This window comes from Allomesorhizobium camelthorni, assembly GCF_011045125.1.
Lineage (GTDB): Bacteria > Pseudomonadota > Alphaproteobacteria > Rhizobiales > Rhizobiaceae > Allomesorhizobium > Allomesorhizobium camelthorni.
Window position 1 is genome coordinate 1 of the sequence record NZ_JAAKZF010000068.1, and the last position, 26,910, is coordinate 26,910.

At 61.0% G+C, this 26,910-nt stretch carries 29 protein-coding genes and 5 pseudogenes; 7 read left to right on the forward strand and 27 right to left on the reverse strand.

The features are described 5' to 3' along the window. From G6N73_RS27665 to G6N73_RS27685, 6 genes and pseudogenes are all read right to left on the reverse strand, one after another. Positions 1-117, reverse strand: a pseudogene (locus G6N73_RS27665) (NADH-quinone oxidoreductase subunit NuoH); the annotation flags it as partial. Positions 118-530: 413 nt separating this feature from the next. Then, positions 531-725, reverse strand: coding sequence for a hypothetical protein (locus G6N73_RS27670; protein ID WP_165033182.1), 195 nt, complete (start codon positions 723-725; stop codon positions 531-533). Continuing rightward, on the reverse strand, positions 722-967 hold the full coding sequence (locus G6N73_RS38755) for an SAM hydroxide adenosyltransferase (RefSeq protein ID WP_425484149.1): 246 nt from the start codon (positions 965-967) through the stop codon (positions 722-724). The genes G6N73_RS27670 and G6N73_RS38755 overlap by 4 nt, the downstream gene beginning before the upstream one ends. Beyond that, positions 954-1,082 (reverse strand): SAM-dependent chlorinase/fluorinase, encoded by a 129-nt coding sequence (locus tag G6N73_RS38760; RefSeq protein WP_425484150.1) that lies wholly within the window; start codon positions 1,080-1,082, stop codon positions 954-956. Before G6N73_RS38760 ends, G6N73_RS38755 begins: the two co-directional genes overlap by 14 nt. Positions 1,083-1,159: 77 nt before the next feature. Continuing rightward, entirely contained in the window at positions 1,160-1,606 is a 447-nt protein-coding gene (locus G6N73_RS27680; protein ID WP_165033183.1) for a hypothetical protein, read from the reverse strand. A gap of 869 nt (positions 1,607-2,475) precedes the next feature. Then, positions 2,476-2,633: pseudogene (locus tag G6N73_RS27685) on the reverse strand (cold-shock protein); the annotation flags it as partial. 68 nt (positions 2,634-2,701) lie between these two features. Here G6N73_RS27685 and G6N73_RS27690 point away from each other — a divergent pair. After that, a pseudogene (locus G6N73_RS27690) lies at positions 2,702-2,866 on the forward strand (transposase); the annotation flags it as partial. A gap of 252 nt (positions 2,867-3,118) precedes the next feature. On the opposite strand, the gene G6N73_RS27695 reads toward G6N73_RS27690, so the two are convergent. Both G6N73_RS27695 and G6N73_RS27700 read right to left on the reverse strand, forming a co-directional pair. After that, on the reverse strand, positions 3,119-4,558 hold the full coding sequence (locus G6N73_RS27695; protein WP_165033184.1) for a nucleotidyl transferase AbiEii/AbiGii toxin family protein: 1,440 nt from the start codon (positions 4,556-4,558) through the stop codon (positions 3,119-3,121). Continuing rightward, a complete protein-coding gene (locus G6N73_RS27700) occupies positions 4,555-5,358 on the reverse strand; it encodes a type IV toxin-antitoxin system AbiEi family antitoxin domain-containing protein (protein ID WP_165033185.1) in 804 nt (267 codons plus the stop codon). Before G6N73_RS27700 ends, G6N73_RS27695 begins: the two co-directional genes overlap by 4 nt. Before the next feature lie 165 nt (positions 5,359-5,523). Between G6N73_RS27700 and G6N73_RS38765 the strand changes: the two genes are divergently transcribed. Further along, a complete protein-coding gene (locus G6N73_RS38765; protein ID WP_206079123.1) occupies positions 5,524-5,904 on the forward strand; it encodes an AraC family transcriptional regulator in 381 nt (126 codons plus the stop codon). 295 nt (positions 5,905-6,199) lie between these two features. On the opposite strand, the gene G6N73_RS27710 is transcribed toward G6N73_RS38765, so the two are convergent. Both G6N73_RS27710 and G6N73_RS27715 read right to left on the reverse strand, forming a co-directional pair. Then, positions 6,200-6,523: a DUF2853 family protein gene (locus G6N73_RS27710; RefSeq protein WP_206079124.1), complete on the reverse strand. Its 324-nt coding sequence runs from the start codon at positions 6,521-6,523 to the stop codon at positions 6,200-6,202. Between the two features lie 314 nt (positions 6,524-6,837). Then, positions 6,838-7,364, reverse strand: a pseudogene (locus G6N73_RS27715) (IS5 family transposase); the annotation flags it as partial. Between the two features lie 96 nt (positions 7,365-7,460). Here G6N73_RS27715 and G6N73_RS27720 point away from each other — a divergent pair. Next, entirely contained in the window at positions 7,461-7,796 is a 336-nt protein-coding gene (locus tag G6N73_RS27720; RefSeq protein ID WP_165033187.1) for a Rid family hydrolase, read from the forward strand. A gap of 125 nt (positions 7,797-7,921) precedes the next feature. On the opposite strand, the gene G6N73_RS27725 is transcribed toward G6N73_RS27720, so the two are convergent. From G6N73_RS27725 to G6N73_RS27770, 12 genes are all read right to left on the reverse strand, one after another. Next, entirely contained in the window at positions 7,922-9,571 is a 1,650-nt protein-coding gene (locus tag G6N73_RS27725; RefSeq protein ID WP_165033188.1) for an ABC transporter substrate-binding protein, read from the reverse strand. Between the two features lie 132 nt (positions 9,572-9,703). Further along, on the reverse strand, positions 9,704-11,149 hold the full coding sequence (locus G6N73_RS27730; protein ID WP_206079125.1) for an FAD-binding oxidoreductase: 1,446 nt from the start codon (positions 11,147-11,149) through the stop codon (positions 9,704-9,706). Positions 11,150-11,157: 8 nt separating this feature from the next. Continuing rightward, entirely contained in the window at positions 11,158-12,516 is a 1,359-nt protein-coding gene (locus tag G6N73_RS27735; protein ID WP_165033189.1) for an MmgE/PrpD family protein, read from the reverse strand. 22 nt (positions 12,517-12,538) lie between these two features. Next, on the reverse strand, positions 12,539-13,003 hold the full coding sequence (locus G6N73_RS37280; RefSeq protein WP_246252625.1) for a thiamine pyrophosphate-dependent enzyme: 465 nt from the start codon (positions 13,001-13,003) through the stop codon (positions 12,539-12,541). Beyond that, positions 12,892-14,142, reverse strand: coding sequence for a thiamine pyrophosphate-binding protein (locus G6N73_RS27740; RefSeq protein WP_343044760.1), 1,251 nt, complete (start codon positions 14,140-14,142; stop codon positions 12,892-12,894). The genes G6N73_RS37280 and G6N73_RS27740 overlap by 112 nt, the downstream gene beginning before the upstream one ends. A 237-nt stretch (positions 14,143-14,379) precedes the next feature. Further along, the gene (locus tag G6N73_RS27745; protein WP_246252620.1) at positions 14,380-14,652 is read right to left on the reverse strand and encodes a type 2 periplasmic-binding domain-containing protein; all 273 of its coding nucleotides are present in this window, start codon (positions 14,650-14,652) and stop codon (positions 14,380-14,382) included. 53 nt (positions 14,653-14,705) lie between these two features. Then, on the reverse strand, positions 14,706-15,002 hold the full coding sequence (locus G6N73_RS27750) for a LysR substrate-binding domain-containing protein (RefSeq protein ID WP_165033191.1): 297 nt from the start codon (positions 15,000-15,002) through the stop codon (positions 14,706-14,708). After that, positions 15,002-15,262, reverse strand: a complete 261-nt coding sequence (locus G6N73_RS27755) for a LysR family transcriptional regulator (protein WP_165033192.1) — start codon at positions 15,260-15,262, stop codon at positions 15,002-15,004. The genes G6N73_RS27750 and G6N73_RS27755 overlap by 1 nt, the downstream gene beginning before the upstream one ends. A 116-nt stretch (positions 15,263-15,378) precedes the next feature. Then, complete coding sequence (locus G6N73_RS27760) at positions 15,379-17,796, reverse strand: GcvT family protein (protein WP_165033193.1); 2,418 nt, start codon at positions 17,794-17,796, stop codon at positions 15,379-15,381. A gap of 48 nt (positions 17,797-17,844) precedes the next feature. After that, positions 17,845-19,365: a trimethylamine methyltransferase family protein gene (locus G6N73_RS27765; protein WP_165033194.1), complete on the reverse strand. Its 1,521-nt coding sequence runs from the start codon at positions 19,363-19,365 to the stop codon at positions 17,845-17,847. A 562-nt stretch (positions 19,366-19,927) separates the two neighbouring features. Next, complete coding sequence (locus tag G6N73_RS38075) at positions 19,928-20,122, reverse strand: hypothetical protein (RefSeq protein WP_281352984.1); 195 nt, start codon at positions 20,120-20,122, stop codon at positions 19,928-19,930. Beyond that, positions 20,113-20,931, reverse strand: coding sequence for a cation:dicarboxylate symporter family transporter (locus G6N73_RS27770; protein WP_343044763.1), 819 nt, complete (start codon positions 20,929-20,931; stop codon positions 20,113-20,115). The genes G6N73_RS38075 and G6N73_RS27770 overlap by 10 nt, the downstream gene beginning before the upstream one ends. Positions 20,932-21,022: 91 nt before the next feature. On the opposite strand from G6N73_RS27770, the pseudogene G6N73_RS27775 reads away from it, so the two are divergent. From G6N73_RS27775 to G6N73_RS27790, 4 genes and pseudogenes are all read left to right on the forward strand, one after another. Beyond that, positions 21,023-21,724: pseudogene (locus G6N73_RS27775) on the forward strand (IS6 family transposase). Positions 21,725-22,420: 696 nt separating this feature from the next. Next, the gene (locus G6N73_RS27780; protein WP_120019260.1) at positions 22,421-22,633 is read left to right on the forward strand and encodes a cold-shock protein; all 213 of its coding nucleotides are present in this window, start codon (positions 22,421-22,423) and stop codon (positions 22,631-22,633) included. A 544-nt stretch (positions 22,634-23,177) separates the two neighbouring features. After that, positions 23,178-23,432: a BrnA antitoxin family protein gene (locus G6N73_RS27785; protein ID WP_165033195.1), complete on the forward strand. Its 255-nt coding sequence runs from the start codon at positions 23,178-23,180 to the stop codon at positions 23,430-23,432. Positions 23,433-23,528: 96 nt separating this feature from the next. Then, positions 23,529-24,305 (forward strand): TetR/AcrR family transcriptional regulator, encoded by a 777-nt coding sequence (locus G6N73_RS27790; RefSeq protein ID WP_165033196.1) that lies wholly within the window; start codon positions 23,529-23,531, stop codon positions 24,303-24,305. Here G6N73_RS27790 and G6N73_RS27795 read toward each other — a convergent pair. From G6N73_RS27795 to G6N73_RS38995, 5 genes are all read right to left on the reverse strand, one after another. Beyond that, on the reverse strand, positions 24,274-24,813 hold the full coding sequence (locus G6N73_RS27795; RefSeq protein ID WP_165033197.1) for a cytochrome P460 family protein: 540 nt from the start codon (positions 24,811-24,813) through the stop codon (positions 24,274-24,276). The genes G6N73_RS27790 and G6N73_RS27795 overlap by 32 nt on opposite strands. After that, on the reverse strand, positions 24,810-25,133 hold the full coding sequence (locus G6N73_RS27800) for a cupredoxin domain-containing protein (RefSeq protein ID WP_165033198.1): 324 nt from the start codon (positions 25,131-25,133) through the stop codon (positions 24,810-24,812). The genes G6N73_RS27795 and G6N73_RS27800 overlap by 4 nt, the downstream gene beginning before the upstream one ends. 198 nt (positions 25,134-25,331) lie before the next feature. Continuing rightward, positions 25,332-25,559 (reverse strand): DUF6194 family protein, encoded by a 228-nt coding sequence (locus G6N73_RS38770; protein ID WP_425484151.1) that lies wholly within the window; start codon positions 25,557-25,559, stop codon positions 25,332-25,334. 36 nt (positions 25,560-25,595) lie between these two features. Further along, entirely contained in the window at positions 25,596-26,138 is a 543-nt protein-coding gene (locus G6N73_RS27805) for an EF-hand domain-containing protein (protein WP_246252622.1), read from the reverse strand. A gap of 37 nt (positions 26,139-26,175) precedes the next feature. Further along, a complete protein-coding gene (locus G6N73_RS38995; RefSeq protein WP_484477016.1) occupies positions 26,176-26,604 on the reverse strand; it encodes a four-helix bundle copper-binding protein in 429 nt (142 codons plus the stop codon). Between the last annotated feature and the right edge of the window lie 306 nt (positions 26,605-26,910).

A 26,910-nucleotide genomic window follows, 5' to 3' on the forward strand; every position in this document is an offset into this window, starting at 1 on the left:
CATGTGTCCGCCGATCTTGCGTTCCAGCCAAGTCAGCGGCAAGGGCAGCAGCAGCAGGATCGCTATCAGCAACGCGACCTTGAAGACGATCAGAGCAAGGGCGACGACAAGTTCCATGATCCACTGCTACTTGTTCGACGGGTCGAGACCCGCGACCGGACTTTGGCCAGCTATACGCTGAGCACTTGCGCAGTTGTCGGGCTGCGCGGGAACGGCAGTTTGCCGACGGCGACGCACCTTGTGGAATGGTATCACAGTCTTGGCGTCGCTGGCTATGATGTGTCCGGGCTCAGGACATATGAGACAAGGTCGCGTCAGGACCCCTGACCGGACACTCCCTTTGTGCCACGTCATCTCATTGAGGGCCGTCTGGATAGACGACTTCTGACGGCGCACAACGGCGGCGGGCCGAACGACTAGGCGCTGTTCGCCAGCACTTGGCGGCGGCGATCTCAACGCCCCAGCTTCGTTCTCTTTCGGATTTCAAGCTTCCTAACCCAAAGCGACTTTTCTGCGAGGCGGCAGCGGCTTCACCGCACACGATACTTGTTCGCATAGTGCTTGCGGAGAATCTTTCGGATCTGTTCGGCAAGGTGCTCGTTGCCCCTCGCCAGTGACTTGTCACGGCGCTTTTGCGGCTTCAACCCGTGGGTGGCCAGGTTCTGTTTTATGCGTTTGCGCATTTGCAGCAGACCAATGTTGCAGCGGGCCACGCCTCCATTCATGAGACGATCTCGACCGGACTGCCGATCGAAAGACCAAGCCCACTGTCCGCGCGATCTTGATTGATAGCGATCTCGGCAAGCCCGTTCGCATTCTCGTACCAGAAGGCCACACCTGACGGCCGATCGCTGAAGGTCCTGGCGCGCTCCAGCACCTGCCCGGCGGCAGCGAGCCTTGCATTGGGCGGCAGCATGGCCGCCCTCAGGCCGGTCATCGCATTGCCGAAACGGTCAACATAGACGATCTCGGAGAGGTCGTCGGGCCAGTCGGTCCGGCGATCCGCGCCCGCCGCGCGCCAGCTTGGCCGCGACCGGTGCGAAGAGGTCGCGCCCGTGAAAGCTGGCCGAATCGCGTTCCAATCATACCGAAGGCATAGCACACGGCAGGCAAACGCAATTTACCGCGAGTGCGCGCCTGCCTTCGAGCCATTCAAATGTCACCTCGTTCGTTGCAAAAAGAAAGCCCCGCGCAGCCGGGCGGAGAAGCCGAGTTTGCCACTAATCGCTGCGCGAACGCGTTGCGCGGCCCTGGACGCTTGCATCGTAGCCCCGACATGGCAGTGGCAAACTATTTCGTGCAACTGCAAGTCGGTCATCTCGAAGAAACGCTTGGCTGCACCGTAGGTATCGTCTTTCAACCCTTCGGCGCGCAGGATCGGGTCCTCGAATGCGACAGTGATGGGCGAGCCAGCGCCGCGCATCGTATCGCGGACTGAGGCAGGCTGATATTCGGTTCCCGTAAGTGCTCGAAGGCATCGGTCGGGCTGTTGTTCAAGGAGGTCCGCCCAGCGTTCGAGCCGTTGGCTTCGGGTCAAGGCAGGGCGCGTCGGCTCGGACTGAACCTCGGCGATAGCATGCAGTTGGTCGAGTGTCTGGTGCTTCATGGTCGCCTCCTAATCAACAGGTGGTTTCGCCCAAACCCAATACCGGAATTATAGCGATCCAAAACGCCGGCAAGGCCCAATTTCAGCGCGGGACGAAAAAGGGGGCGCGAAGTCATTCTCTAGCCGCCTCGTACCAATTGGCGCCGGTTGGCTAATGTCGATGCCTTTGTCGTAAGTAGCCCGGTTGCGCGGAGCAGTGCCGGAAGGTCAGGATAGCGCTCGCCGCGTCGATCATACGGGCGCTGGATGGCATCGCCGATCTTTTGACATCCATGCCGCATGGCGAACTCATCGAGCAGGCCAGGTAGCCGCCGGTCGCAGCCGCTGGCGATCATGCCGGCGCGGTCGTATTGCGCGCTTCTCAAAGACCCTTATCCAGCCTACTGTGTGCCTACCAAAGGGAAAATGGGTCGCTCATCTGGGAAATGACGGCTAAAGGTTCAAGGAACTCGCCCGGTGGCCAACACGTAGCGGGCAGGAGGTAACAATGGATCTCAAGGACAGGCGCCTCTGGTACGGCGTGGTAGCCGTGATCGTGGTGTTGGTCGTGATTGCGTATGCGGCTGGCTGGATTGGCGGCTCACCATCTGTTGGGACACCCTGACTTCCGATAAGCTCGAACTTATCGAAACCCATCGCAGCGAAGCATGGCTGGGACGGCCAAGGGCGATCGATCGAGGGTCGCAGGGTATCCAACAAGGCCCAGAAATAGGAAACGCCCGCCAATGAGGCGCTGTGGCCGTTTTGGAGGCGCGTCGACGACCGGCGCGCGGATGGTACATGGTAATGCCCGGCCGCGGCAATCACGATGCGGAAGTTGTCGTGAGACCTGCCTGCCTACTTGGGCTGGCGCAGGAGATGACCGTCAGTCAGATCGTCTGAAGCTGATCGGCCGACATTTTGCCGGATCTGTTGTCCTTCACGATCTCGTAGCTGACCTTCTGGCCATCATCTGGCCATCATTAAGGGAACGGAGTCCGGCCCTTTCAACGGCGCTGATATGGACGAAAACGTCCTGCCTGCCATCAGCTGACCTGCCACTGAGTTTTTCCTCCATCTGAGATTAGAGTCCGGCCTCGATTGAAGGACGGACAAATGAAGCGAAAGCGGTTCACGGAAGAGCAGATCATCGCGGTTTTGCGCGAGCATGAGGCGGGCGTGAAGGCGGGCGATCTGGCCCGCAAGCACGGGATCTCGGAGGCGACGCTGTATAACTGGAAAGCGAAGTATGGCGGGATGGAGGTGTCCGACGCCAAGCGCGAAGCCGTCGCGCATCTGCAGGCCACGATGGGCCTGTCGGAGCGGCGTGGCCTGCTTTGGTGGTGTCCAGAGCCTTCCGGCGCAATGGATTATCACTGGCATAGTAGCGACCAAGCGCGCGCACAGCGTCCTCTCCGCGATATCCACGGCAATGATCGCGTGATCGTCTGCGTAAAGCGCGTCCAGTGCCGCGTTCAGAATCTTTTCAAGGGCGTCCTTGTCCATCTCGCGCTGCTTTCAACGGGCCTGTATCTAGAATTCAGTCTTCACGTAAATGCCGCTGCGCCCCGGGCACGGATATCCGTTGGCCCCTTTGTGGGCATTGAGGGCGCTCGTCATTGTCTTGCGTTTGAATTTCTTGCGGCAGACCGGGCACTGATAGACATAGGTCGGACCGGACGAGAAGTTCGCTGTCCGCTTCGGGGCGACCGGACGCGCTGCACGCGCTGAACGGAATGAAGATGCCGCAGCCCTCGGCATTGCCGATTGCGGAGTCGGCGGGATGATGACAGGACCGGCGGGCGTCAGTTCAACGGCGTAACGCGGCGAGAAGGTCTGGTTGGTCGCCTGGGCTCCTTCGATGCGGTCGACACGATAGCTGCGGTGCGCGTTGCTCTCGACGCTCCACGTATGAAGGATAATGTTTCCGTCCTGCGTGCGCCGCAGCGAATAGGGCTCGATGCGGCGTGTTCTCCCATCGTATGCCAGATCGACGCAAAGCCGGTTGGCGGCGGCGAACCGGATAATTTCGAGGGCCGATTGCGGCACAGGACGCAGCGCCAGTCGCAACGTTCGTTCGCGGATGACCGTCTCTCCAGCAGCCGCTGCATAGGCAGCGGGGATGCCGGGGGCGCCCACTTCCTCAAGCCAGCCAAAAAACTCGGGCAGAACGTCCCAGAACGCGTCGACCGGCGGCAGTGCCGGAAGCTGGTGACCCAGCATATGTTGCCAGGACCCTTCGAGCGCGCCCCGGTGGCCGTCTAGATCGCTCGCGCGGGGAACCGCGATGCCTTTGAACGCGCATTTCTGACGCAGAACGTCCATGAGCACGGAGGGCGATGGCCGCGCCTCCGTGTTTCTGTACAGGTTGACTACGTCGTAGAGATCGCGCGGGCGCGTCCGTTCCGCGAGCGCCCGGACTTTCTCTCCGAAAGCCTCTTCATAGGCGTACGAAAGGACCGTGATACCGTCGGCGGGAGCGTCGCTATAGGGGTGAAAAATGGGCACGCGGACAGGTGCCAGAATGACGCGTTCGTCGGCGGTCAGATCGAGCTTGACGCGCGGCAGCCCGCCCGAACTCGATGACACCGGGCCGCGATAGCTGAGCTTTCCCTGGCAGCTGGGATTGCCGCGCGGGTTGCTGAAAAGTTCAAAATCCTGGCTTTGCGCGGGGAATTCAAGGCCTGTTCGTTCGTATATCCAGGCCGATACCTCCCCAAAAACGCGTTTCAGGAATGCCTCATCAAGATGTGCCGCGTCGAGCAGGGTGAAGTCGAGGTCTTCCGAGAAGCGGTAGGTCTCGAAATAGCATTTCTTCAGGCACGTACCGCCCTTGAAGACCCAACTATCAGCGAGTTCAGGGTGCGCAAAAATACCCGCCAGCGCCCATCCAAGCGCATAATCCTTTTCGACGACGTGGGGGTTCAGCCCCACCGTCGCGGCAACATCAAGAATCTCACGCTTGCCGATCATGCGCCGGCCCCGCTCAGCCAGCTCTCGGGCACGCGCAGGCGCCAGCGCGTTATCAGCCGCGGGCAGGCAAGCGCTGGGTCCAGGAGGGCGTGGCCCTTGGTCAGGCGGACCTTGCTTGCCTCGACAAGGTCACCGCCGTTTGGAAAACGCTCGGCCAGAAAGCCGAGCCGTTTGAAGACAGCCCCGTTGCCGAGGCGCTCGGCATAGTTGACGAGTTTTGCCAAGTCCCGGTCGGGACGGCGCATATACTGGCCGAAACAGTCGGCAACATGCTGGATGCCACCACCGGCAGCGGGATCGTCGAGCATGTCGACGATGGTGCGGTGAATGTCCGACACGGCGATTTTCGTCTGGCCGCGCCAGACGGCCTGTGTACCGAACATCCGCTCTTTGCCGGCATGCCTGACGGAAAACAGGGCTCCCTGCCGCTCGACGACCGGGCGGTTCACACGCCGCGCGGTGTAGACGACGATGTCGCGGAAAATCTGCTCGGTCAGGTCCCAATGCTCGGCAGCGGTCCGACCGCCGACATAGGCAGGGTCGAACAGCACTGGCACCAGAATCCACGGATCGTCGACGACCTGATCGGCGTCGAGAAATTCGAGTTGGACGGGCGCATAAGCGCCCACGCCGACCCTTCTAAGCCACCCCTGTCCCGCCCACCGGGACAGGAGCTTAGCGGCCTCGGTGCGCGAAACATGCAGGGCTTTCTCCGCATGCTCAATGCGCACGATCGATCCCGCCCTCTTGATGACTGCGGCCAGACGGGCTCTTCCGGGCGGCAAAGCGTGCGAATCCATACACTATAATCATACCATAAAAATTCGCGAAAAACGTGAATTTAATGTACTACGCTATCGTTCCGGTGAACGGTACATTTAAATCCTTTAAATTCCTGAAATACGCGAATTAATGGTATAGTTATATAGTGCACCAGCGATTCCGTTGCAAAAAAACACGCATATATGCCTATCATTGATGTGGCCCTATCGTGCGGATTTGAAACGGGATCATATTTTTCCAAATGCTTTCGAGATCGATTTGGAATTTCCCCTACACAAATGCGCGGTTTCAAGCCAAGGTTGATTCCGTCAGCCGCCACTAGAGACCGTAAACTAACCAGACCGCAGCCGCCGGACCAAGGCCATCAGCCACACGGCGAGAAACCATTCGGCGCTCGCGGCCCTCCCTCAGAGCCGTATCGAAAACCTCATGCCTTGGAATTTCCGGAAAACGTCAAGCCCCAACGAACAGGGGATCGTAAGGCGCTTACGCAGATGAATGAGAATGGGCTATGGGTAATCGAGCCTGCCATCAACAGGCCAGCCTTCGATACTTGGATTTAGGCACAGCTTGCCCCGACCCTCACCAAGGGCGATGTCGTCATTCTCAATAACCTCGCCATGCTCAAGAGCGCCACGGCGCTGAGCGCCTGAAGGACCGAGGCGCGTGGTTCCACTTCTTACCGCCCATTCGCCCGATCTCAATCCGATCGAGATGGCAGCCCGGACCTTCGACGCTCTCTGGAAAGCCATCGGTAATATCTGCGAGCTCTTTAGCCGCAACGAATGCTGGAACTACCTCAATGCAGCCGGATATGCGTCCGATCAAAAGTCCGAGGCTCTAGCGTTTTTTTAACGATCAGGCGTAGGCCTTCTCGCGTTTGAAATGTGTGGCGAGAAGATAGTAGACGACCGCCCGGTATTTGTTGCGGTTGGACCGGCCATATTGCTCGATCACATCGGAAAGTCCCTTGTCGAGGTCCGGCCCGTCCTTCAAACCGAGTTTACCGATTAGAAAACGCTTCTTGATTGTCTCCAACTCGGATTTGTCCGAGGCAGAAACGGTCGAAGCGTCTGCACTGTAAATCGACGGGCCGCAACCAATCGTTACCTTCTTCAGAAGGTTCATGTCCGGCGTGACACCGCACTTTTCTTTCAAGTCCGCAGTGTATTTGGCGATCAATTCGTCTCGTCGGCTCATCTGATTCCCTCTCCATTGTCCAAGGTTCACTGCCCGTTGACTCGATGTTCGCTACATCGAGGCAACTCTGCGAGCAGCCGAAGTTACGGACGCAGGCATCATACGTCCAGCCGCATCATCGTAATTCAGCATCCCCAACGCGAGATCCAAAGCCGGTAGACATTTGCGCACGACCCATTTCAATTTCGACGTATTCGGAACAATAGTGCTTCATCGACACGATGAACCAGGAGGGATGCCCCAGGCGTCGGTCTGCTGGTCGAGGATCTCCTGGATGTCGCTGTTAAGGCCCGGACTCATAACCAGTAGCTGACGGTTGCAGCGATGCAGACGACGGCAAGACAGTTCCGCGCGAGGCGATCATAGCGGGTCGCGATGCGGCGGAAGTCCTTGATGCGGCAGAACATGCGCTCGATCGCGTTGCGGTCCCTGTAGAGGAAGGGCGAGAAGCAGTTCTTCCATTTCCGGTTCACCTTGGGCGGGATATTGGCGAACGCGCCACGTCCGCGAACCTGCTCCCGGATGGCATTGCTGTCGTAGCCTTTGTCGGCATGCAGGATCGGTGTCGCCGGCATCTGCTCGATGAGCATTGCACCCGCACGACAGTCGGCAATCTGACCGCCCGTCAGGATAAAGGCGACCGGCCGGCACAGCCCATCGGTCAGAGCATGGATTTTTGTGGTCCGCCCGCCTCTCGAGCGGCCGATAGCCTGATTTTGCTCCCCCCTTTGCCGCCGGCCGCGCAGCGGTGGCCCCCTGACCGCCGAAAATCGCATCGCTTGATGTTGCTGCCTCGCTGAAGACCGAGTGACGGCTCACCACCGGGCATTGAGCGATTTGCGCTCCGCTGCTACGCAAGGCGCATGACCAAGAGAGCGATAATCCCGCCAAAAATGAAATCCTTTACGAGGATTGGCGCATGTCGCCAGGGCTGGAATGTGATGGCTTCGTCTTCTTAACCGGCTTCAACGGAATGTCGCTTGATGGCGAGTTGTCACTGGACCCTTCAGAGCAGATTCAAGAGGCATTTGCGCAGGTAAACATGGTGCTCTGTGAAGGCGGCATGTGCTTTGAAGACGTTGTGGAGATGACCTCCTACCATGTAGGACTGCGCGATCATCTGGAGCAATTCAAGGCAATACGCGCTCAGTACGTTCACGAACCTTATCCCGCCTGGACAGCGGTTGAGGTTGCCGGATTTGCATCCGAAGGCGTCATCATCGAGCTTCGGGTCGTCGCTCGAAGGTCACAATAACTGCTCTCGGCACATGGCCGTGCTCGACATCGAAGCCGAGTTCGGGATTTCGGCGCCGCCGCGATCGGCCTATTTCCAAATCGGCCGAACGAAATACCGAAGCTTCCGCCCGGCCGTCGAGAGGATCAGCTATCGAGCCACACCTTGGTGAAGTCCTGAATCAGCGAAGGATGGACGGCGTGGTTCTTCACCCGCTTAGCCGAATGGACATAAACGTTGCGCCAGTACGGCTGGATGATGATGCCTGAATCCTGGAGGATCTTTTCGATATCGGCCATCACGACCCGGCGCTTTTCTGCATCCGAGATGGTCAGCGCTTCGGCAATCTTGTCGTCCAGTTCCTTGTTCGAATAGCCCGCTTCGTTCCAAGCCTCGCCGGACCGGTAGGCCAGTGCAATGACCTGGATGCCCAGCGGCCGCTGGGCCCAGTTGGTCATCGAGAAAGGATACTTCGTCCAATCGTTCCAGAAAGTGGAGCCGGGAAGAACGGTGCGCTTTATCTTGAAACCGGCTTCGCGCATCTGCGCGGCAATCGCATCGCCGGTGTTCTTGTGCCAGTCCTGGTCGAGCGTGATGAAGTCGTGCTCGAAATCCATCTGCCCGGCTTCGGTCATCAGCGCCTTGGCCTTCTCGATGTCGCGCGGGACCTTCGGCAGGTCGGCATATTCGGGGTGGATCGGGCAGACATGGTGGTTTTCGCCGATCACGCCCTTGTCGTTGTAGCCGAGTGAGAGGATGACCGTGTTGTCGACCGCGAGTTGCAGCGCGTTGCGGACCTTCTGGTCGTCGTAAGGCTTGTTGGCGACGTTGGTGCGCGCCAGGATAGTGTTGGCCGTCACCGCCTCGGATTTCACCAGCCCGAGCCCGTCCATGATCTCGACGAAATCGGACGCCGTTTCGTAATTGGTGTCGATCTCGCCGGACTCGAAGGCCGAAACCATCGCCGTCGCCTCGGTGCCATAGTCGATGAACTCGACGCCGTCGAGATGGACTTCGCCGCCCCACCATTTGCCGCTCTCGCGACGCTTCACCATCGCCTTGGTGCCGACCTCGTAGGACACGAGTTCAAATGGTCCCGTGCCGATCGGGTGCTTGACGAAATCGCTGCCGTTCTTTTCGTAGTCGCGGTGGACGATCAGAGCCGGATAGTCCGACATGCCCGGAATGATCGAGATGTCAGAAGCCGGCAGCATCAACTTGACTGTGAAGTCGTCGACCTTGACGATCGCTCCTTCGCGCGCCTTGCCGGTGGCTTCGTCTATCAGCGTGGCCATGCGGCCGGCCATCGAGTTGCCCTCGAATTTCTTGTCGCACCAACGCGTGACGTTGAAGACCACGTCGTCGGCGTTGAAGTCGTCGCCATTGTTCCATTTGACGCCCTGACGGACCTTCAGCGTGTATTCGGTGGCGTCGTCATTGATCTCCCAGCTTTCGAGCAGCACGGGCGAGAATGTCGAGTCGACATTGTAATTGACCAGCGGCTCCATCACCGTACGGGCAATGTTGGACATTTCCGTCCAGTCATAAACCCGGGGGTCCTTCTGGTCTTTTACGGCCGTCGCAACCTTGAGGACTCCGCCCTTCTTAGGCTCCTGCGCAAGCGCTGCCATCGGCGCGGCAAGGCCAAGCATGCCGTACGCCATTGCAGTCGACGCGCCGAGTGCGCTCGCCAGCGCCAGAAATTCGCGCCGGTCCATGCCGCCGTCCTTGGCGCTCCGGGCATAGTCCTCGATGATTGGGGGGATGCGGTCGCCATTGCTGACAAAATTCGTCATCGGATTCTCCCATTTGACCGGCTTCAGCCGGATTTCCCCTGCGACATCGTATGCTTCGGCCGGCGAGATGGGATCGAAAAGATTTCAACTGAGGCTGAGAGAAATTCGCGCGGGAGAGCACGAGTGCGGAACTTACGGAAGCTGAGTCAGCACCTTGCGAGGGTTCATGATGCCGAGAGGGTCCAGCGCGCGCTTGAGGCGACGCATCAGATCCAGTTCTTCTGAAGACTTGAACTGCTGCAACCATTGCGCCTTGTCTTCGCCGATGCCGTGCTCGGCACTGATCGAACCGCGGTGCGACACTACCGCCGACAGCACCAAGCGCGACAGTTCGCGCGCTTGCGTATTGTCCGCGTCGGCCGTGCCGCCCGCGGGCGGCAGGACCGAGACATGCAGGTTTCCGTCGCCCAGATGCCCATAGATCGCGAGCCGGCAATCCGGCGCCAGGCTCGTCAATTCAGTTTGCAATTCGGCGGTCAGCCCAGCGACCCGCGACAACGGGACGGAAACGTCGTGCGTGATAATCCAGCCAAGGCGACCGATGGCTTCCGGAATCGCTTCTCGAATGCGCCAGAACGATCGGCGCTGGACTTCGGAAGCCGCGATCACGACATCGTTCGCGAGACCATCCTCCAGCGCTCCCGCAAGAGCGGCCTCGACGGTTTCGCCAAGGTTGTCGCGGCTGCCGCCGACCTCCATGAGCACCAGATCGTAGTCATGCGCGCCGAACGGGCGGGCGAGGTCCGGAACAACCTCCCGCGCCAGGGCGATGGCGCCGCGCGGCATGAACTCGAAGCAGCTTGCCGCGGAATCGGTCAGCGCCTGGAGCTGGTGTAGCAAGGCGACGGCGCGGCCAGCGTCGAGGACGCCGACGATCGCACAAACCGTTTGGGCGGGGACGGGGAACAGCTTCAGGACCGCCGCGGTGATGATGCCCAGCGTTCCCTCCGAGCCGATGAAGAGGTTGCGCAGATCGTATCCGGAATTGTCCTTACGCAGTGCGCGCAGCCCGTCGACGATGCTACCGTCCGGTAGCACCACCTCGAGACCGAGACAGAGGTCGCGCGCATTGCCATAGCGCAGGACCTGGATCCCTCCGGCGTTGGTCGCCAGATTGCCGCCGATGTGGCAACTGCCTTCAGCCCCCAACGAGAGCGGGAACAGCCTGTCCTTCGAGGCCGCGGCGGCCTGGACATCGGCAAGGATACAGCCGGCTTCGACGGTGATCGTGCCGCTGTCGATGTCGATCTCGCGTACTTTCCGCATTCGCTCAAGCGACAGGACGAGTTCGGAGCCGTCGTATCTCGCTCGCGCGCCGCCAAGAAAGCCGGTTCCGCCACCGCGCGGAACGATGCCGACGCCCGCAGCCGCGCAAGCGGAAACGATCGCGGCTACTTCTTGGGTCGCGCGCGGGCGCAGCACGATCCGCGCGCCGCCTCGAGCTCCGCCATAGGGGTCCGAATTGTAGCGATCGATCAGATCCGGATTGTCGACGACGCCATCCGGGCCGAGCAACTCGCGCAGATGCGCGATGAGAGCGGCGTCAGGAGGTCGCAGCGCGTTGGTGGTTCCCGGCATAGGCAAATTCAGCGGTCGAGCGGGGCGACGATCAGATCGATCAGCCGGCTCAGGCCCGCGCCGTCCAGCCGGTCGAACGACAGCGCCATCGTTTCCATCTCGTCGGCGCGGGGCTTGGCGATCAGGCCATCGGTGAAGTTGGCGTATTTGCGATGAAACTCGTCTTCGTTCATCGGGTTGTCAGCATCGCCTTTTGGCGTGCGCGGCTCCGACATGATTTCGCGTCCGTCCTTCAGATAGAGCGTCACATCGGCCCAGCGCTTGCCGACGCTGATCTTCGTATAATGCTCGGTCTCCACAAGCTCGGTGGCATTGGAAATGCGACGGATTTCCTCGTCCTCCAGGACTTCCGGCGAAAGCTCCTGCGGCCCTATCCTGCCGCGCACGATCATCGTCGCCACCGGAAACGCGATCGAATAGCTCACCTCGTCCAGCGTCTTCGGATTGTAGCCGGCAAGCCGCACCGCATAGTGGAACGTCTGGATGCGGACGCGTTCGACATCCGTGCTGGAAAGCTTGTTGTCGCGCATCAGGTCGTGCGCCGCATCGATCGACGGGTGCGCCCAACGACACACTGGATAGGGCTTGTAATGCGTGTCCTCGACGATGCGCCAAGCCTGGCCGAGATCGCGCCACCAGGGTTCGGCGGCGTTTCCTTCCGCAGTGACCGCCGGCGCGCCGGTAAAGCCGAGCTCCGCCATATAGGCCGCCATGACGCCCGACGGCGCGCCCCAGCCGACGCCGTCGCGCAGCATGGTCGGGTAGTCGATGCAGCGCATCATCTGGCTGCGCGGACCGTGATATTCGGCGATGCCGGCGGCGTGGCGCGTCTGATCCTCCGTAAGGCCAAGCAGGCGCGCGACGCCGGCCGCCACGCCGACCGCGGTCCACGCGCCGGAGGTGTGGTAATCCGCCGCCGTGCCGTGCAGCGTCAGCCCGGCGCGGTAGGCGATCTCGTAGGCGATGGTGAGCACCACCATGAATTCCTGCCCGGAAAGCGCATGGCCCGACGCGCGCAGCGAATCGGCGATGCTGAGCAGAGCCGGAAACACCGCCGACCCGGCATGGCCCTTGCACGGGCTGGTGCCGTCATGGCCGTCGATGGAATCGATGGTAAAGGCGCCGGCGAAGGCCGCGCCGGCGGGGCTCACCGGGCGTCCGTCGAAGATCATTCGCGCCGCGCCGATCTCGGGCGACGAACGCCAAAGCCGGTCGGCGATCTTCCTGGCGATCGACGAGATTTCCGTCGTCGCGCCGACCGCGGCCACGCCCAGAATGTCGGCAAAACTGCGCCTGAGGATCTTGCGAACGTCCTCTGGAATGGCGTCGTAAGTCAGGCTGCCGGCGAATTCTGAGAAACTAGTCACGCTTGAAATACCTTCTGCAATCTCAATAGGACAAACGCGGCTCGAGAGTTCGCCGGCGGTTCAAGGCGGACACGGTCATGTTAGGCCCAAGATGATCGGGACCGACCTTGACATGGATGATTGCCGCTTTCCCGCTCGCTATCGACCGTTCGAAGGCGGGCGCGAAGTCTTGCGTGGTTTCCACCGTCTCGCCATGGCCGCCATAGCCGATGGCCACGGTGGCGAAATCGGGATTGGTAAGTCCGGTGCCGGAATTGCGGCCCGGAAAGCTGCGTTCTTGGTGCATGCGAATTGTGCCGTAGGATTGGTTGTCGACGACGATGAAGATCGGAGCGAGCTGGTACTGGATCGCGGTCGCGAATTCCTGGCCGTTCATCAGGAAGTCGCCGTCGCCGCCGATATAGATTGCGGGCGCGTCGGGGTCGGCGATCTTGGCCGCCACCGCCGCCGGCACGCCGAAACCCATGGCGCCGCAGACCGGCGCCAGCGCGCCGCGAAACCGGCGATATCGGAAATGAATGTTCGGCCAGTCCGACGCGTTGCCGGCGCGGTGGTCATGATCGTATTGGCCGGCAGTCTCTCACTCAGGAACCGCATCACCGCGCCCATGTCGACCGGCCCGGACTGCGGTGCGAGGTCAACCATCGTTTCATAGCGTTTGCGCGTCGAAGCGCAGATCCCAGCGCGCGAGGTCGACGCTGGGAGCGCCGCCAGAGCGGTCGCGAACGCGTTGGGATCGGCCTGCACAAGCAGATCTGCCTGATAAAGCCGCCCGAGTTCCTCAGCCCCCGGATGCACATGGATAAGCGTGCAGCATGGAACCGGTCCCGAGATCAGCGAAAATTTCAGCGTCGACCCGTCGCCGAGCCGTGTGCCAACGGCAATGATGAGATCGGCTTCCCGGCAATAGTCGTTGGGCATCGGCGTCCCGCCGAAACCGAGATTGCCGACGTAGTTCGTATGGTTGTTCGGAAACAGCCCTTGCCGGCGGAAGCCGACCGCGACAGGGATGCCAAGCTTTTCCGAAGCCGAGATGATCGCTTCATGGCCGGCTGGCGTCCAGTTCGCGCCGCCCAGCAGCAGAAGCGGCCCTTCGGACCGCGCCAGCATGTTTTCGATCCGCGCCATGTCCGAGGCGAGCGGCGCGACAGGCGTCGCGATTGCCGGCGTCAGGTCCGGCGCATCGCTCTCCGCCTTGAGCACGTCTTCCGGAAACACCAGAACCACCGGACCCGGCCGGCCGGAAATAGCCGTGCGCCACGCCCGGTTCAGATATTCCGGAATGCGCTCCGGGTCGTCGATTTCAGCAACCCATTTGGCCATCGGGTCGAAGATCTGGCGATAATCGAGTTCCTGGAACGCCTCGCGGTCCCGATGCGCGGTGGCAATCTGGCCGACCAGCAGGATCAGCGGCGTCGATCCCTGATAGGCCGCGTGAAGGCCGATCGCCGCGTTCATCGCGCCGGGACCGCGGGTAACGAAACAGACGCCGGGCTTACCAGTTGCGTCGGCATAGGCCGCCGCCATGAAGCACGCGCCGCCTTCGTGGCGACAGGTGACGTAGCGGATCGTATCTGAATGTTCCCACAGCGCGTCGAGCGCGGTGAGATAACTTTCGCCAGGCACGCCGAACACCGCCTTGCAGCCATTTTTCTTCAGCGCGCTAACGAGAATCAGACCGCCGTTTCGCAAAGATGCCCCGCTTTTTCGAGAAGCTTATGGGGAGGTTCTGGCCGCCTCAATCAAATTAAGTTCCCGACGTCCTGAATTTGATTTCCCTCCCCTTCCCGCCGTCGTCCCGAATATTTGGGTCCGCTCAGCTCGCACTCGGAGTCCGGGATGGACGACGGTGCCATGGGGCAGCTACTCCGCTCGCAAACCGGTGCTGCGCGACAGCAGCCAGGCTTTGAAATGCTTGACGCGCGCCAGGCCCGCCGAGCGTTTCGGCGCGATGAAATAATAGGCGCCGCCCGTTCGCACTTCTTCCGGAAACGGTGCGATCAACTGTCCGCGCTTCAGCAGGAAATCGCCATATGGCCGCCGATTCATCGCTACGCCCATGCCTTCGCGGGCGGCGAGCAGGGCGTGCGAGCGGGAATCGAACATCAGCTTGGGAACCTGGTTTGAGCCGGCCATGCCCATCTTATCGAACCAGAAATCCCATTCATGCGGATCGTAATCGCAGCCGATCAGTCCTCCGGCGTTTCGATGACGCCGTAGTGGCGCAAATAGTCCGGCGAAACGACCGGCGCCATGGCGTCGTCGATCAGCTTCTCGCACATGGGCTCCGACGGAGCTTCCACCGCGTAGCGAATGGCGATGTCGATGCTTGAGCCGGAAAATTCGATCTCGTCGGGCTTCGTTATCAGCTTGACGGTGATCTCCGGGTTCGATGACAAAAAATCGTCCATTTGGGGAATGAGCCACATCTGCGCCAGCGACTGGAACAGATGGATGGTCAGTCCGCCGCTGTTGGCGCCCTGCATCACCGAAAGCGTGCTTGCCTCGATGCGATCGAGTGCGTCGCCCAGCCCTCGAGATATTTCTCGCCGATCTCGGTCAGCTTCAGGCCCGTCTGTTCGCGCAGGAAGAGCCTGGCGCTGACGAAAGTCTCCAGCGACTTGATCTGGTGGCTGACAGCCGAACTCGAGATCAGCAATTCTTCGGCGGCCTCGGCCAGGCTGCCGGCCCTGGCTGCCGCCTCGAACGCACGCAATGCGGCGAAGGGAGGTAACCGCCTTGCCATCTTCCTGCCCCTCGTTTACCGAGCCGGCTGCTCCACCCCGGCAGCGTAAGAAAATCTATAGGCGCTTTCCGGAAGCGGCGGAAGATTTCAGGTTTGCAGTTTCGAATGTGTGGCGCTCACATCCGCATGCGCAGCCCCTGCGGGTCGTAGCGAGGGCCTTCCGACACCGAGGCCGCCCGGCGCTTGCCGTTGATCTCGACCTCGAACCCTGCGCCGGTTTCGGTGACATGAGACCGCAGATAGCCAAGCGCCAGGCTTTCGTTCACGGAGTAACCATAACCGCCGGAGGTCACATAGCCGACATAGAAATTGTCGCGGAACACCGGCTCACCGCCGCTGCAGTCGGCGTCGGCGGCGTCTACCGTCAGCGTGACGAAGCGCTCGGGCGCGCCCTGTTGGCGATGCTTGCGCGCCGCTTCCTCGCCGATGAAGCCGGAGCGCTTCCAGTCGACGAAACGGTCCATGCCGGTTTCCATCACTGTATAATCGGGCGCAAGGTCGAGGCCCCAGCTCTTGAAGGCCTTTTCGACGCGCAGGCTGGCGAGCGCCCGGCTGCCGGCCGGCACCAGGCCAAGATCCGCGCCGGCCCGCAACAGCGCGTCGTAGAGGCCGGCCTGGTACATGGCGGGCGTGTAGATTTCATAGCCAAGTTCGCCCGAAAACGAGACCCTGAGCACGATGGCGTCGGTCGCGCCTTCGATCTCCATGCGCCGGACCAACAAGAACGAAAACGCCTCGTTCGACACGTCGCTGTGCGTCACTTTCGCTAAGATTTCCCGCGCGTTGGGTCCCGCGAGCATCAGCCCGGTCCAGATGTCGGACAGGTTTTCAACCGATGCGCCAGGCTCCGCGTTAGCGTCGAACCAGCGCCTATGCTGGCCCTGCATCGTGCCCGCGCCGAGCAGAAGAAAGCTGCCGTCGTCGAGCTTCGAGACGGTCAGGTCGCCGATCAGCCGGCCTTTTTCCGAGAGCATCGGCGACAGCGCGATCACGCCTGCCTCTATGGGAATGCGCCCCGCCAGCACCCGCGACAGCCAGCCAGCGGCGCCTTCACCTGACACGCGGTATTTGGCAAATGTCGAGATCTCGAACAATCCAGCCGCCGTTCGCACCGCGCGGCATTCCTCGCCGACCGTCTTCCACCAGTTCTGGCGCTTGTAGCCGAAGATGTCGCGCTGTTCGTCGCCTTCGCGCGCGAACCACAACGGCTGCTCCCAGCCATTGTTGAAGCCGAACACCGCCCCTTTTGCCTTCTGTGCGGCATAGGCCGGAAAGGTGCGCAGCGGTCGGCCGGCGGCGCATTCGAGATGCGGATACGGCCGCTCCTGCCTATTCTCGTAGTAGTATTTGGTCCGCTCGAAGGTGAAGCGTTTTCCGGCCCAGCGCCCGAAGCGGGCGACGTCCCAGAAATTCACATCCATCTCCGGTTCGCCATCGACGATCCATTCCGAGATCACCTTGCCGATGCCCGCGCCCTGGTTGAGACCGCTCATCACCCCGCAGGCGCAGAAGTAATTCGTCAGCTCCGGATGCGGCCCGAGCAAAGGTCCAAGGTCGGGCGAGAAGATCATCGGCCCGTTGATGACGCGCTTGATGCCGGCTTTGGCCAGGCACGGCATGCGGTCCATCGCCACCTCGAAATTGCGATCCATGCGCGCCAGGTCGTTGGGCAGAAGCTCGTGGCCGAAATCGGGCGGCGTGCCGTCGAAGGCCCAGTGATGGCATGTGTTTTCATAGGCGCCGAGAAGGATGCCCTTGCCCTCCTGACGCGAATAGTAGCCGGCTTCGCTCTCGCCGATCGTCGGCAATTCGTGGTCCATCGCCTCGATCGCGGGGATCGCCTCGGTCACCAGATAATGATGCTCGACCGGCAACAGCGGCAGTTTTATGCCGGCAAGCGCGCCGACTTCGCGCGCCCACAGGCCGGCGGCGTTGACGACGAAATCGGCATGGATGGTGCCGCTCGGCGTCTCGACATCCCAGCTGCCATCGGCGCGCGGCGTCGTCGCGGTCACCGGCGTGTGGCGATGAATTTTCGCGCCAAGCTTGCGCGCGGCAGCAGCAAAGGCATTGGTCGCCGATGAAGGGTCGACATGGCCCTTGATCGGTTCCCACAGCACCGCCTTGAGGTTCTTTGTGTCGAGAACTGGGGCGCGCTCCCTTGCTTCTTCGAAGGTGATCCATTCCGCCTCGACGCCGTTGCGCCGGGCACGGGCCCGCGCAATGGCCAGTGTTGTGACCTCGTCGTTCGATGCCGCCAGATGCATGCCGCCGGTCGGGTGGTAGCCGACAGCCTGTCCGCTTTCCCGTTCGAGTTCCGGATAGAGATTGATCGTGTAGACCTGCAGCCGCTGGGCGTTGGACGGCTTGGTCAGCGAAAAAAGATTGCCGGCGGCGTGCCAGGTCGAGCCGGATGTCAGTTCCGAGCGCTCCAGCAGCACCACATCCTTCCATCCCTTCTTCGCTAGGTGATAGAGGATGGCGCAGCCGGTTATCCCACCGCCGATCACCACCACGCGGGCATGTGTATCCATTCCGTCAGAAATCCATTCGTTTGTTTTTCAACGGGCGGGAGGAAGCATCTAGCGCAGCGCTTCGAGCTCGATCTTGCGCCGCGCGACATAGTCCTCGAGCTCATCGATCACCGCCGGGTCGATGGCCGGTGCCTCATATTCATTGACCATCTGCTTCCAGATTCCGTTGGCGCGCCGGGCAGCGTCGGGGCTGCCCTTGTCCTGCCAGTTCTCGAAGTTCGACCAGTCGGAAACCAGCGGCTTGTAGAAGGCGTTCTCGTAGCGGGCGAGCGTGTGCGCGGTGCCGAAGAAATGGCCGCCGGGACCGACCTCCTTGATTGATTCCAGGCCGATCGTATCTTCATTGACGGTGAGCGGTGTCATCCAAGCGCACATCATGCGCACCATCTCGATGTCGAGGACGAATTTTTCGTAGGAACCGACCAGGCCGCCCTCCAGCCATCCGGCGCCGTGGTTGAAGACGCTGGCATGGCCGGTCAGCGCGCCCCATAGCGACATCATGGATTCGTACGCCGCCTGCGCGTCGGGAGCATTCGATGCGTTCACGTTGGACGAGCGCCACGGCAGGCCATAGCGGCGCGCCATCTGGCCGGTCGCCTGCGCGCCGAGCGTGAATTCCGGCGTGCCGAAGGCCGGCGATCCGGTCTTCATGTCGGCGTTGCAGATGAAGCCGCCATAGATATAGGGGCAGCCGGGGCGGATGATCTGGGTGAGCGCGCAGCAGGCGAGCGTCTCGGCATTCTGCATCACCAGCGCGCCGGCCACCGTAGCCGGCGCCATCGCGCCCGCCAGCCCGAACGGCGTCACGCAGACCACCTGCCCGAGCCGCGCATATTCGATCACCCCTTGCGCGATCTCGCCGTCGAGCACCAGCGGCGTATTGGTGTTGGTGTTGACGAAGAACACCGGGTTGGCGGCGAGGCTCACCTCGTCCTCGCCATACCAGATTTTTGCCATCTCGATCGCGTCGCGGGCCCGGTGCCGGCCGATGGTCAGCGGCTTCCAAGGCTTGTCCGACAGCTTGCAGCAGGCGAGATAGAAGTCGAGGTAGCGCGTATCGGCCGGCAGGTCCTGGGCCTCGACGCTGGTGCCGCCCTCGATCTGCAGCACATCCGTCATGTGCGTCATCTTCAGGAAGTTTTCCTGGTCGCGGAACGTGCCGGCGCGGCGGCCGTGGTCGAGGTCGGAGACAAAGGGCGGACCGCTGACGGCCGTGAACGCGACCTGGCCTTCGCCCATGAACAGCTTTTTCGTCGGATCGCGGCCGCGCACCGTCGCGACCAACGGGGCCTTGGCGACGAGTTCCAGCAAGCCTTCCCGATCGAAGACGACGCGCTCGGTCGAATGGTCGACCGAGAAGCCGGCGCTGGCGAACAGCTTGCGTGCTTCCTCGTCCTGGATGCGCATCCCGATATCTTCGAGCACTGACATCGAGGCGTCGTGGACGCGCTCGATCTGCTCCTCGTCCAGCACCTGGATCGGCGCATAGGGATTGCGGAGCTGCAGCCACTTGCTGGAGAATTCCAGCCTGCCGTCGCGCACTCTGCGTGCTCTGGCCGTCGCTCGCATTCCTGCCTCGCAGAGGTTCGATTTCGACGCGAAGTGGAGGAGCATTGTCCGGCCAGGGCAATTGAAAACCCTTCAGCGAACACTGAGCCGAATTCGATCGGTCGCTTCGCAACTCGGGGCCGCGAACGTCACGTGCGATCGTGCTGCGGGCAAGCCTCAAAGACGGGTTCGACGGCAAGTCTGACGTATGCTGCGAAATTGCGCCTGCGGCGGAGCGGCTCTCCCGGGACCTGCCGACGGAAGCCCAAGCGGGCCGCGAAGGCCGTCCAGTCGTCGCGGCAGACAAGCGGGTTCAACGACCCCGCCGGACCTTCGAGCGCTTTGTCTTATCCTCCAAAACTCCCTGTTCCCATGACGGCACGGATTGCGACTTCGCCGCCACGAAGTCGAGGAATCCCCGACGGAACCCTTTCGGACTGGCCATAACCCACGGCCAGCTCAAGCTGACATCAACCCCTCGCAAACTGGCGCGCCCTCCCAAGAATGAGGGCGCCAGCAAATGATCCGGTACCGCGTGTCTCAGCTCATTGTACTCGGTTTCCGGTCTGTCCGGGATGAGAATTCACTCGGCTGGAGCGATCTGACCTTCTGCCAACGGCTTGGGGGATACGTTACGCCCGAGGGTTGCCGCCAGTTGCTCTTCGTCTAACTCGCCTTCCCAGCGCGCGACGACGAGCGTTGCGACAGCATTGCCGACGAAATTCGTCAGCGCTCGACACTCGGACATGAAGCGATCAATGCCAAGGATCAGCGCCATGCCGGCGACGGGCACGGACGGAACGACGGACAGCGCGTGATGAAGCCCGCGCCAGTGATACCGGCCGCCCCCTTGGAGGAGAGCATGGCGACGAGAAGAAGCAGGATCTGATCGCCGATCGAGAGATCCGTGTTTGTCGCCTGGGCGATGAAGAGGGCCGCGAGTGTCATGTAAATGTTGGTGCCGTCCAGATTGAAGGAGTATCCCGTCGGGATGACGAGACCCACGACCGAACGCTTGGCGCCTGCCTTTTCCATCTTCTCCATGAGCGACGGGAGGGCTGCCTCCGAGGACGACGTTCCGAGAACCAGCAGCAGCTCTTCCTTGATGTAGCGGATGAGGGCGAAGATCGAAAAGCCGTTGTAACGGTAGACCGCGCCGAGGATGACGAACACGAAGAGGAAGGCGGTGACGTAGAAGGTCCCAACCAGCATGGCGAGGTTGACCACCGAGCCGATGCCGTACTTGCCGATCGTGAAGGCCATCGCGCCGAAAGCACCGATCGGGGCTGCCTTCATCAGAATGCCGACCAGCTTGAAGACGGGAGCAGTGAGCGCCTGGAGAAGGAAAGGACTGGCTGGCCCTTCTCTCCTACCATGGCGAGCGCGATACCAAAGAATCGCGAAGAACAGCACCTGCAGGATATCGCCTTCGGCAAAGGCTCCGACGATCGTGGACGGGATGATGTTCATCAGGAAGCCCGTCACGGATTGCTCGTGCGCCTTTGCAGCGTAGCTATTCACGGCCTGGACGTCGAGCGAGGCCGGATCGATATTGAGGCCGGCACCGGGCTGAATGACATTTGCCACGACGAGGCCGACGATCAATGCGGGTTGTGTTGCAAAGTTTTGGTAACTGATCCCGTGAGAGAACCCTTCATCCATTTATGAGAGGTTCCGAATGTTCAAGGGCCGGCAGTTCGATCAGTCTGTCATCTTGTTATGCGTACGCTGGTACCTGGCCTACGGCTTGAGCCGGCCTGCGCGATTTGAAAGAGATGATGGCCGAACGCGGCATTGGCGTCGATCATTCAACAATCCATCGTTGGGTCGTTCATTTCGCGCCGCTCCTGCTGGAGCGCTTCAACCGGCGCAAGCGTGCCGTGACCGGCAAATGGCATGCGGATGAGACTTATATCAAGGTCCGCGGGCGGTGGATGTACCTTTACCGCGCCATCGACAGCGTCGGCGACACGGTCGAGTTCTGGTTCAGCGAGCAGCGCGATTTGCCGGCGGCCAAGCGCTTCTTCAAAAAGGCGCTGGAGCGCCATGGCCGGCCCCATCGCATCGTCATCGATGGCAGCCAGGCCAACCGGGAAGCCATCATTTCCTGCGATGCGGCAAATCGCTTGCAGGATCGTTCCGGCGCCAGCTGCAACCGATCACGATCAGGAAAAGTCGATATATGAACAACCGGATCGAGCAGGACTATCGGCGGATCAAACGCCGCGTGCGGCCGATGCTGGGCTTCAACTCGCCGATCACCGCCAGCATCATCCTGTCGGGCATCGAAATGGTTCATATGATGCGCAAACGACAGGCGAGGTACGCCTTCAATCCAAATCCCTCCCTGGCAGAGCAGTTCACCATTCTGGCGGCATGATAGCCGCCGCCATCAGGCCAACCGCCGCGACCCAGAAAAAACCTTGCAACGCGACCCCTCTACTCATGGTATCTTTCTCCTCTTTCTCCATTGAGCAACAAGGATGCCAAGTGGCGCCAAAGAGCAGGCGCCCCTTGGATTTTGTCGATCCCGCAACGGGCGATCGGCGACGGATTATCTAGATTGAGGGGAACGCGGTCCAATCAGGCCGCAATCACCTTTGCTTGCCTCACGCAAGAGCACGATGATGATCCGAAGGGGACTCCATCGCCCTCCGTACCGTCCGCTTGCGCTTCGCCCGACACGGAAAAAGCCGGGGGCCCGGCGCCTCATGCACGCCATCGACCTGAACTGTCCACGAAGTTTAACCCCACGAAAAGTCGACCGTAACGCTCTGCGTTTCTGACGGGTTGGAATTTATCCGACGTCCCGATCGCGACGTCTAGCGGAGGTGCGATCAAACCGATTGTCGCGGAAAAGCTTCACGGACTTTGTCTTGCTGACAAGGAAGATATTCCTGCAAACTCCCTGCAGGCACCGTCCGGCGGACCCATATAAGCGATGTTGATATTTCGGCCGATCGATCAGGGCCTTGCGATTTCTCGCTTTTGCTGCGTCTATCTCCACCTCTCGATACGAACCGGTTCGGTTTCACCGCCGAGCCAAACGCGCTGCAAACTTATAAGGAATACGCATATGGCGACTGGAACCGTGAAGTGGTTCAACAGCACCAAGGGTTTTGGATTTATCCAGCCCGATGGTGGCGGTCAGGACGTTTTCGTCCACATCTCCGCTGTCGAGCGCGCGGGTCTCTCGACCCTCGCGGACGGCCAGAAGATCAATTACGAGATCGAGCAGGACCGCCGCACCGGCAAGTCCTCTGCTGGCAATCTCAGCAAAGCAGGCTGATTTCTCTCGCGCGCCCCGGCAGCAGCCGGAAGGGCGCGGCAAGTCACGAATGTACTGGCGGCCGCGCCAATAAGAGCGCGCGAAGCATGGTGTGATGCGGAGACCGGGGCAGCAGATTGCTGCAAGTCTTCAGAAAACGATCATGTGAGATCAGCTTGTTGGGCAATGGAAGGCGGGTAGCTCCCCGCCTTTTCGCTCTAGGCACCAAGCTCCAGCAGCGCGGTGGCTATCCGATGCAATATCACCGTCGATCATTGCGAGTATTTGTAGCCCTGACTCTATGTTGCGGCGACAGTGGTCCACCACGATGTCGTTGAAAGGGCACCTATGCTGACCCATATGCGCATTGCGCCGGATGCCTCCTCCCATTGCGTCCGGCGCGTTCCCCTCTGGAGGTTTTGAACCTTCATGCTTGGCCGGGCTTAACAGTCCGGCCTTTTTCTTTTGGTCCCACTAATCCATGGCATGACACTACATCGGCTATAGTGGCGTATTCGCGCAGAGTCTCTCCCGTCACCGCGAGTGTCTTCAGTCAAGCTCATCAATGGCAAATCCCCCGCGCCGACCGACAAATCCGATGGCTGCCGCCGACTTCAAGCCAATCAAGCAGCCTGCGGCACCAGTTCGCGAAACCTCGGCGGCTCCAAATGTCAGAGAGCTTGTTTCAATTAGGATCGATCGGGGTGTGCTGGACTATTTTCAGCAGGACGGACCGGGCTGGCAGGACAGGATCAACGACACGTTACGGCATGCCATAGCCAAGAGCGGCCCGCCACTTGTCGCCGCCCATGCCCGATGACAACATATGAAAACCACACACTTTATCGGACGGCTTGCTACTTCCAGCAAGTCGTCGAACACCGGTAGTATGCCGGCCTGGAAGGTGCCATCAACGATGTCGTCTACGAAACAGTCCGCCGCCGTCGAGACGGAAAGCGCGCTCGCGGCGATTGAGCACGATCAAGGCCGCCGCCGCGCGCCGCGCCTCTCCGCCGAGGAAAGGCGGCGGATGATTATCGATGAAGCCGCGCAGCTTTTCTCCGAGAAGGGTTTCGAGGCGACGACCCGCGACCTGGCCGAGCGATTGGGCGTGCGGCAGGCACTCCTCTACAAGTATTTTCCGGCGAAGGAAGCGCTCATCGCCGCGGTGTTCGAAAGCGTATTTGACCGGGGCTGGAGGAAACAGTCCAGTACCCTTCTTTCCGACCGCACGCAGACGCTTGAAGACCGGCTCATCACATTCTACCGGCGAACGGCTCAGGCAACCGACAGTGTCCGTATTCGTCTTTTCGTGCGCGCCGCGCTCGATGGCTGGCCCGTGGCCAAAAGGCGCGGTGCGGCGCTAACCGGCCTGATCTTCGAGCCGCTCATAGGAGAGCTGCGGAAACAGGCAGGCCTCGCTCCTTTCCGTGAAAAAGCAATGATGCGCGGCGAACGCGAACTCGCCATGATGCTTCATGCCGCAATCGTTTTTTTCGGCATTCGCGAACATGTCTACCGGATGCCAATGCCGGCCGACCGGGAGGCGGTGGTGCGGCTCTACATTCGGACTTTCCTGGCCGGCGCCGCGGAGACGTTGAAGGACATCCATGCGGGGCGGGCGGGAGCGAGCCTCGCCGTCCCGCAGCTCGCGCCGCCGGTCACTTCGGCAGGCCGTCCTCGACGTTCTTGAAGTAGGTGAAAGTGAAATCGCGGCCGGACCGCGACATGTGGCAGGCGAAGCAGTTTTCGAGCTTCGCCTCGGTATTTGGAGACCCATCGGCCTTGTAGGCGGCGTAGTCCCAATCGCCATTGTCCTTCTCCGGGGGAAGATCGTTGGCGGCGCCAAAGCCCGCCCGTTTCTCCATGACGAAGAGACCTGTCAACGCGTCGGTCGGCGCCAGCCGCCCGTCTTTGTCGAGAACAAGGTTACCGTCGGCACTAACCGCTGCCTCATGATCCTCCATCACGAGGACAGTACCTTCGGGAAGCACCTTGCCAGGTTCCGCGATGGCATGGGCCTCGGGATTCACGTACATGAAGCGGACCCGTTTGCGGTCCGGTCGGTCGACGTGGTTGTAGAGGACGAAATCGGTCTTGTATGCTTCCGGAAGCTTGACCCGGTCCGGAGTCGCGAAAAGCGGAGCCGCCACGGCGACGGCCGCGCCGGCGGCGAGCGCAACGATCAACTGACGTCTCATTGCTGGACCTCCACGATCGCCTTCATTTCCGGATGGATGACGCATTCGACCTCGAACCTGCCGGCTTTGGCGAGTGCCAATTTGCGCGCCTCGCCGGGCTTTTGGGTGCCAAGGTCGACGGCATGTCCGACGGTCGCCACGAAGACGTTGTGATCTTCGGAGTCGTCGTTCGAGAGGGCGAGGTTGTCACCAATCTTGGCGGCGATGGTTGCCGGCGCGTAGGCCATGCCAGCCATTGTCACTGGTATCTCCTCCGCCATGCTTGTCGCGGCCGGCAAGGCCGAAGCCGTCAGCAAGGCGGCGACGCGCAAGCCCTTCATCACTTACCTCCCTTTGAGGAGCCGAAGCCAAGTGTCTTCGCCAGCACTGCGATTGCCAAAGTCTAAGCGGGTGTGTCGTAGTGGTCAACTGACAACTTTGTGAAACCCCGACTGCACCCGGCGCGACGCTGCCATTCATCCGGCTGACAGATGTGGAAAGCCTGCATCCATGAGCACCGGGAGGCATCAGAGCGGTCTTCATCGTGCTTTGCAGAGGCGCGCGTTGAAGGTGGCGACGGCCTTGTCGTAGGCTTCGGTGATAAGCGGCCGGCATGTGATGAAGGTCTCCGCCCCCGGATTCAGAACGGCGATCCAAGGACCGAACCTGCTCCTGCGATCCCAGTGAGGTCCGGTCGGCTCCCTGTTGTCTTTCTGGCGAAGCCCGCTGAAACGGATCGGACACAGATTGCTCCGCCGCGACGAGATCCCGCGAGTGCTCGCGCAATTGCGGTCATGTTGCCGTTAAGGACTGCCTTGTTCGCCCGGGCCGTGAAAAAATGTTTGGATATCCTCCGAGGTGACGCGACCATCGCCGTTCTCATCGACGGCGTTGAATATCCTCGCGTGGAAGTTCTGAACCTCCTGCAGGGACAGCGCGCCATCACCATCGGAGTCGATTATTGCAAACAGGATCCTCATTCCGGCGCCATGCATGGCTCCAGGCCTCCTGCCGCCACCGAAACCTTCCATCATGCCCCCGCCTTCCATCATTTCTTGCCGACCCATTCGCCTCCCGTCGTGCCAGCGGCCCCAGCCGCGCCGTTCAGCGCGATCTTCACCTTCGCCATACGCTCGCGGCCCGCTCTGCCGCATCATGTCTTGCATCATCTCGCGCATCATTTCGCGCATTGACTCCTGACCCATTCCGCTCGGTGACTGTTGGGTTCCTTGCTCCTGTGTCGTCTGTCCGGGAGTCGTCTCACTAGTTTGGCCGAAAGCGGGTGCACCCGCGAGCATGAAAGCGCCAGCCGTTAGCAAGCTGGTCAGTTTTCTCAGCAATCTCATGGTCTCCTCCTGTTTCTGTTGGCCGGCTCAGTCTGCGTCAACGGTTGTGTGATCGGCGGCAATGAAGCAGCACTTGGGATCTGCGGACGTTGGATAGCGCGTCCCTACGGGCACCGGCACGGCGGATGCATTGTTCAGCGCAGATCCTGCAGTGCTCGTGCTGGCTTCTATGACGCTGGCACTCGCGCCCGCATTCGCGGCAGGCTTGCTCACAGGCCTGGACCACTGCCCGCAGGACATCAACGTTCGACCCGGTTTGGCGAGAGGCCATTGAACCTGTCGCCGCACAAATGTCAGCACAACCGAGATTGAGCCGGATGCACCGCCTAATCTGATCGACCATTTTCGTCCGCCAGGCATGGATCGGCGCAGGACGTAAAGTTTGGGCGCAGCTATAACATTCCTCAACGCATCGAAGCAGCCGGTCTGCCGTGCTTCCTTGGACGTCAGGATGAGTGCTGATCATCTTGGACTTGCTTACCGGCCTCCGTGGAACCGCGGCTTCGGCTTTTGCTGCTGGTTCAACCCCTTATTTGCTGCTTTGTTCCCGGCGGTCGTCGAACGCTCTGGAGAATGCTGCCCGCTGCCATTGACCCGCATCGGCTGCCGCCAAAACTGAAGGCACCGACGAGGCTCTGGCGGGTTCGCCCGATTGGAGCAGGATGATCACAAAGACGAAAACGGCATCGATGATGGTGATAAAGCGAAGGCAGATGCCTTGGAAGGGGGATGTCACATTAACTCAGTATAATGCTTTTAGCGGTCCGCCGTG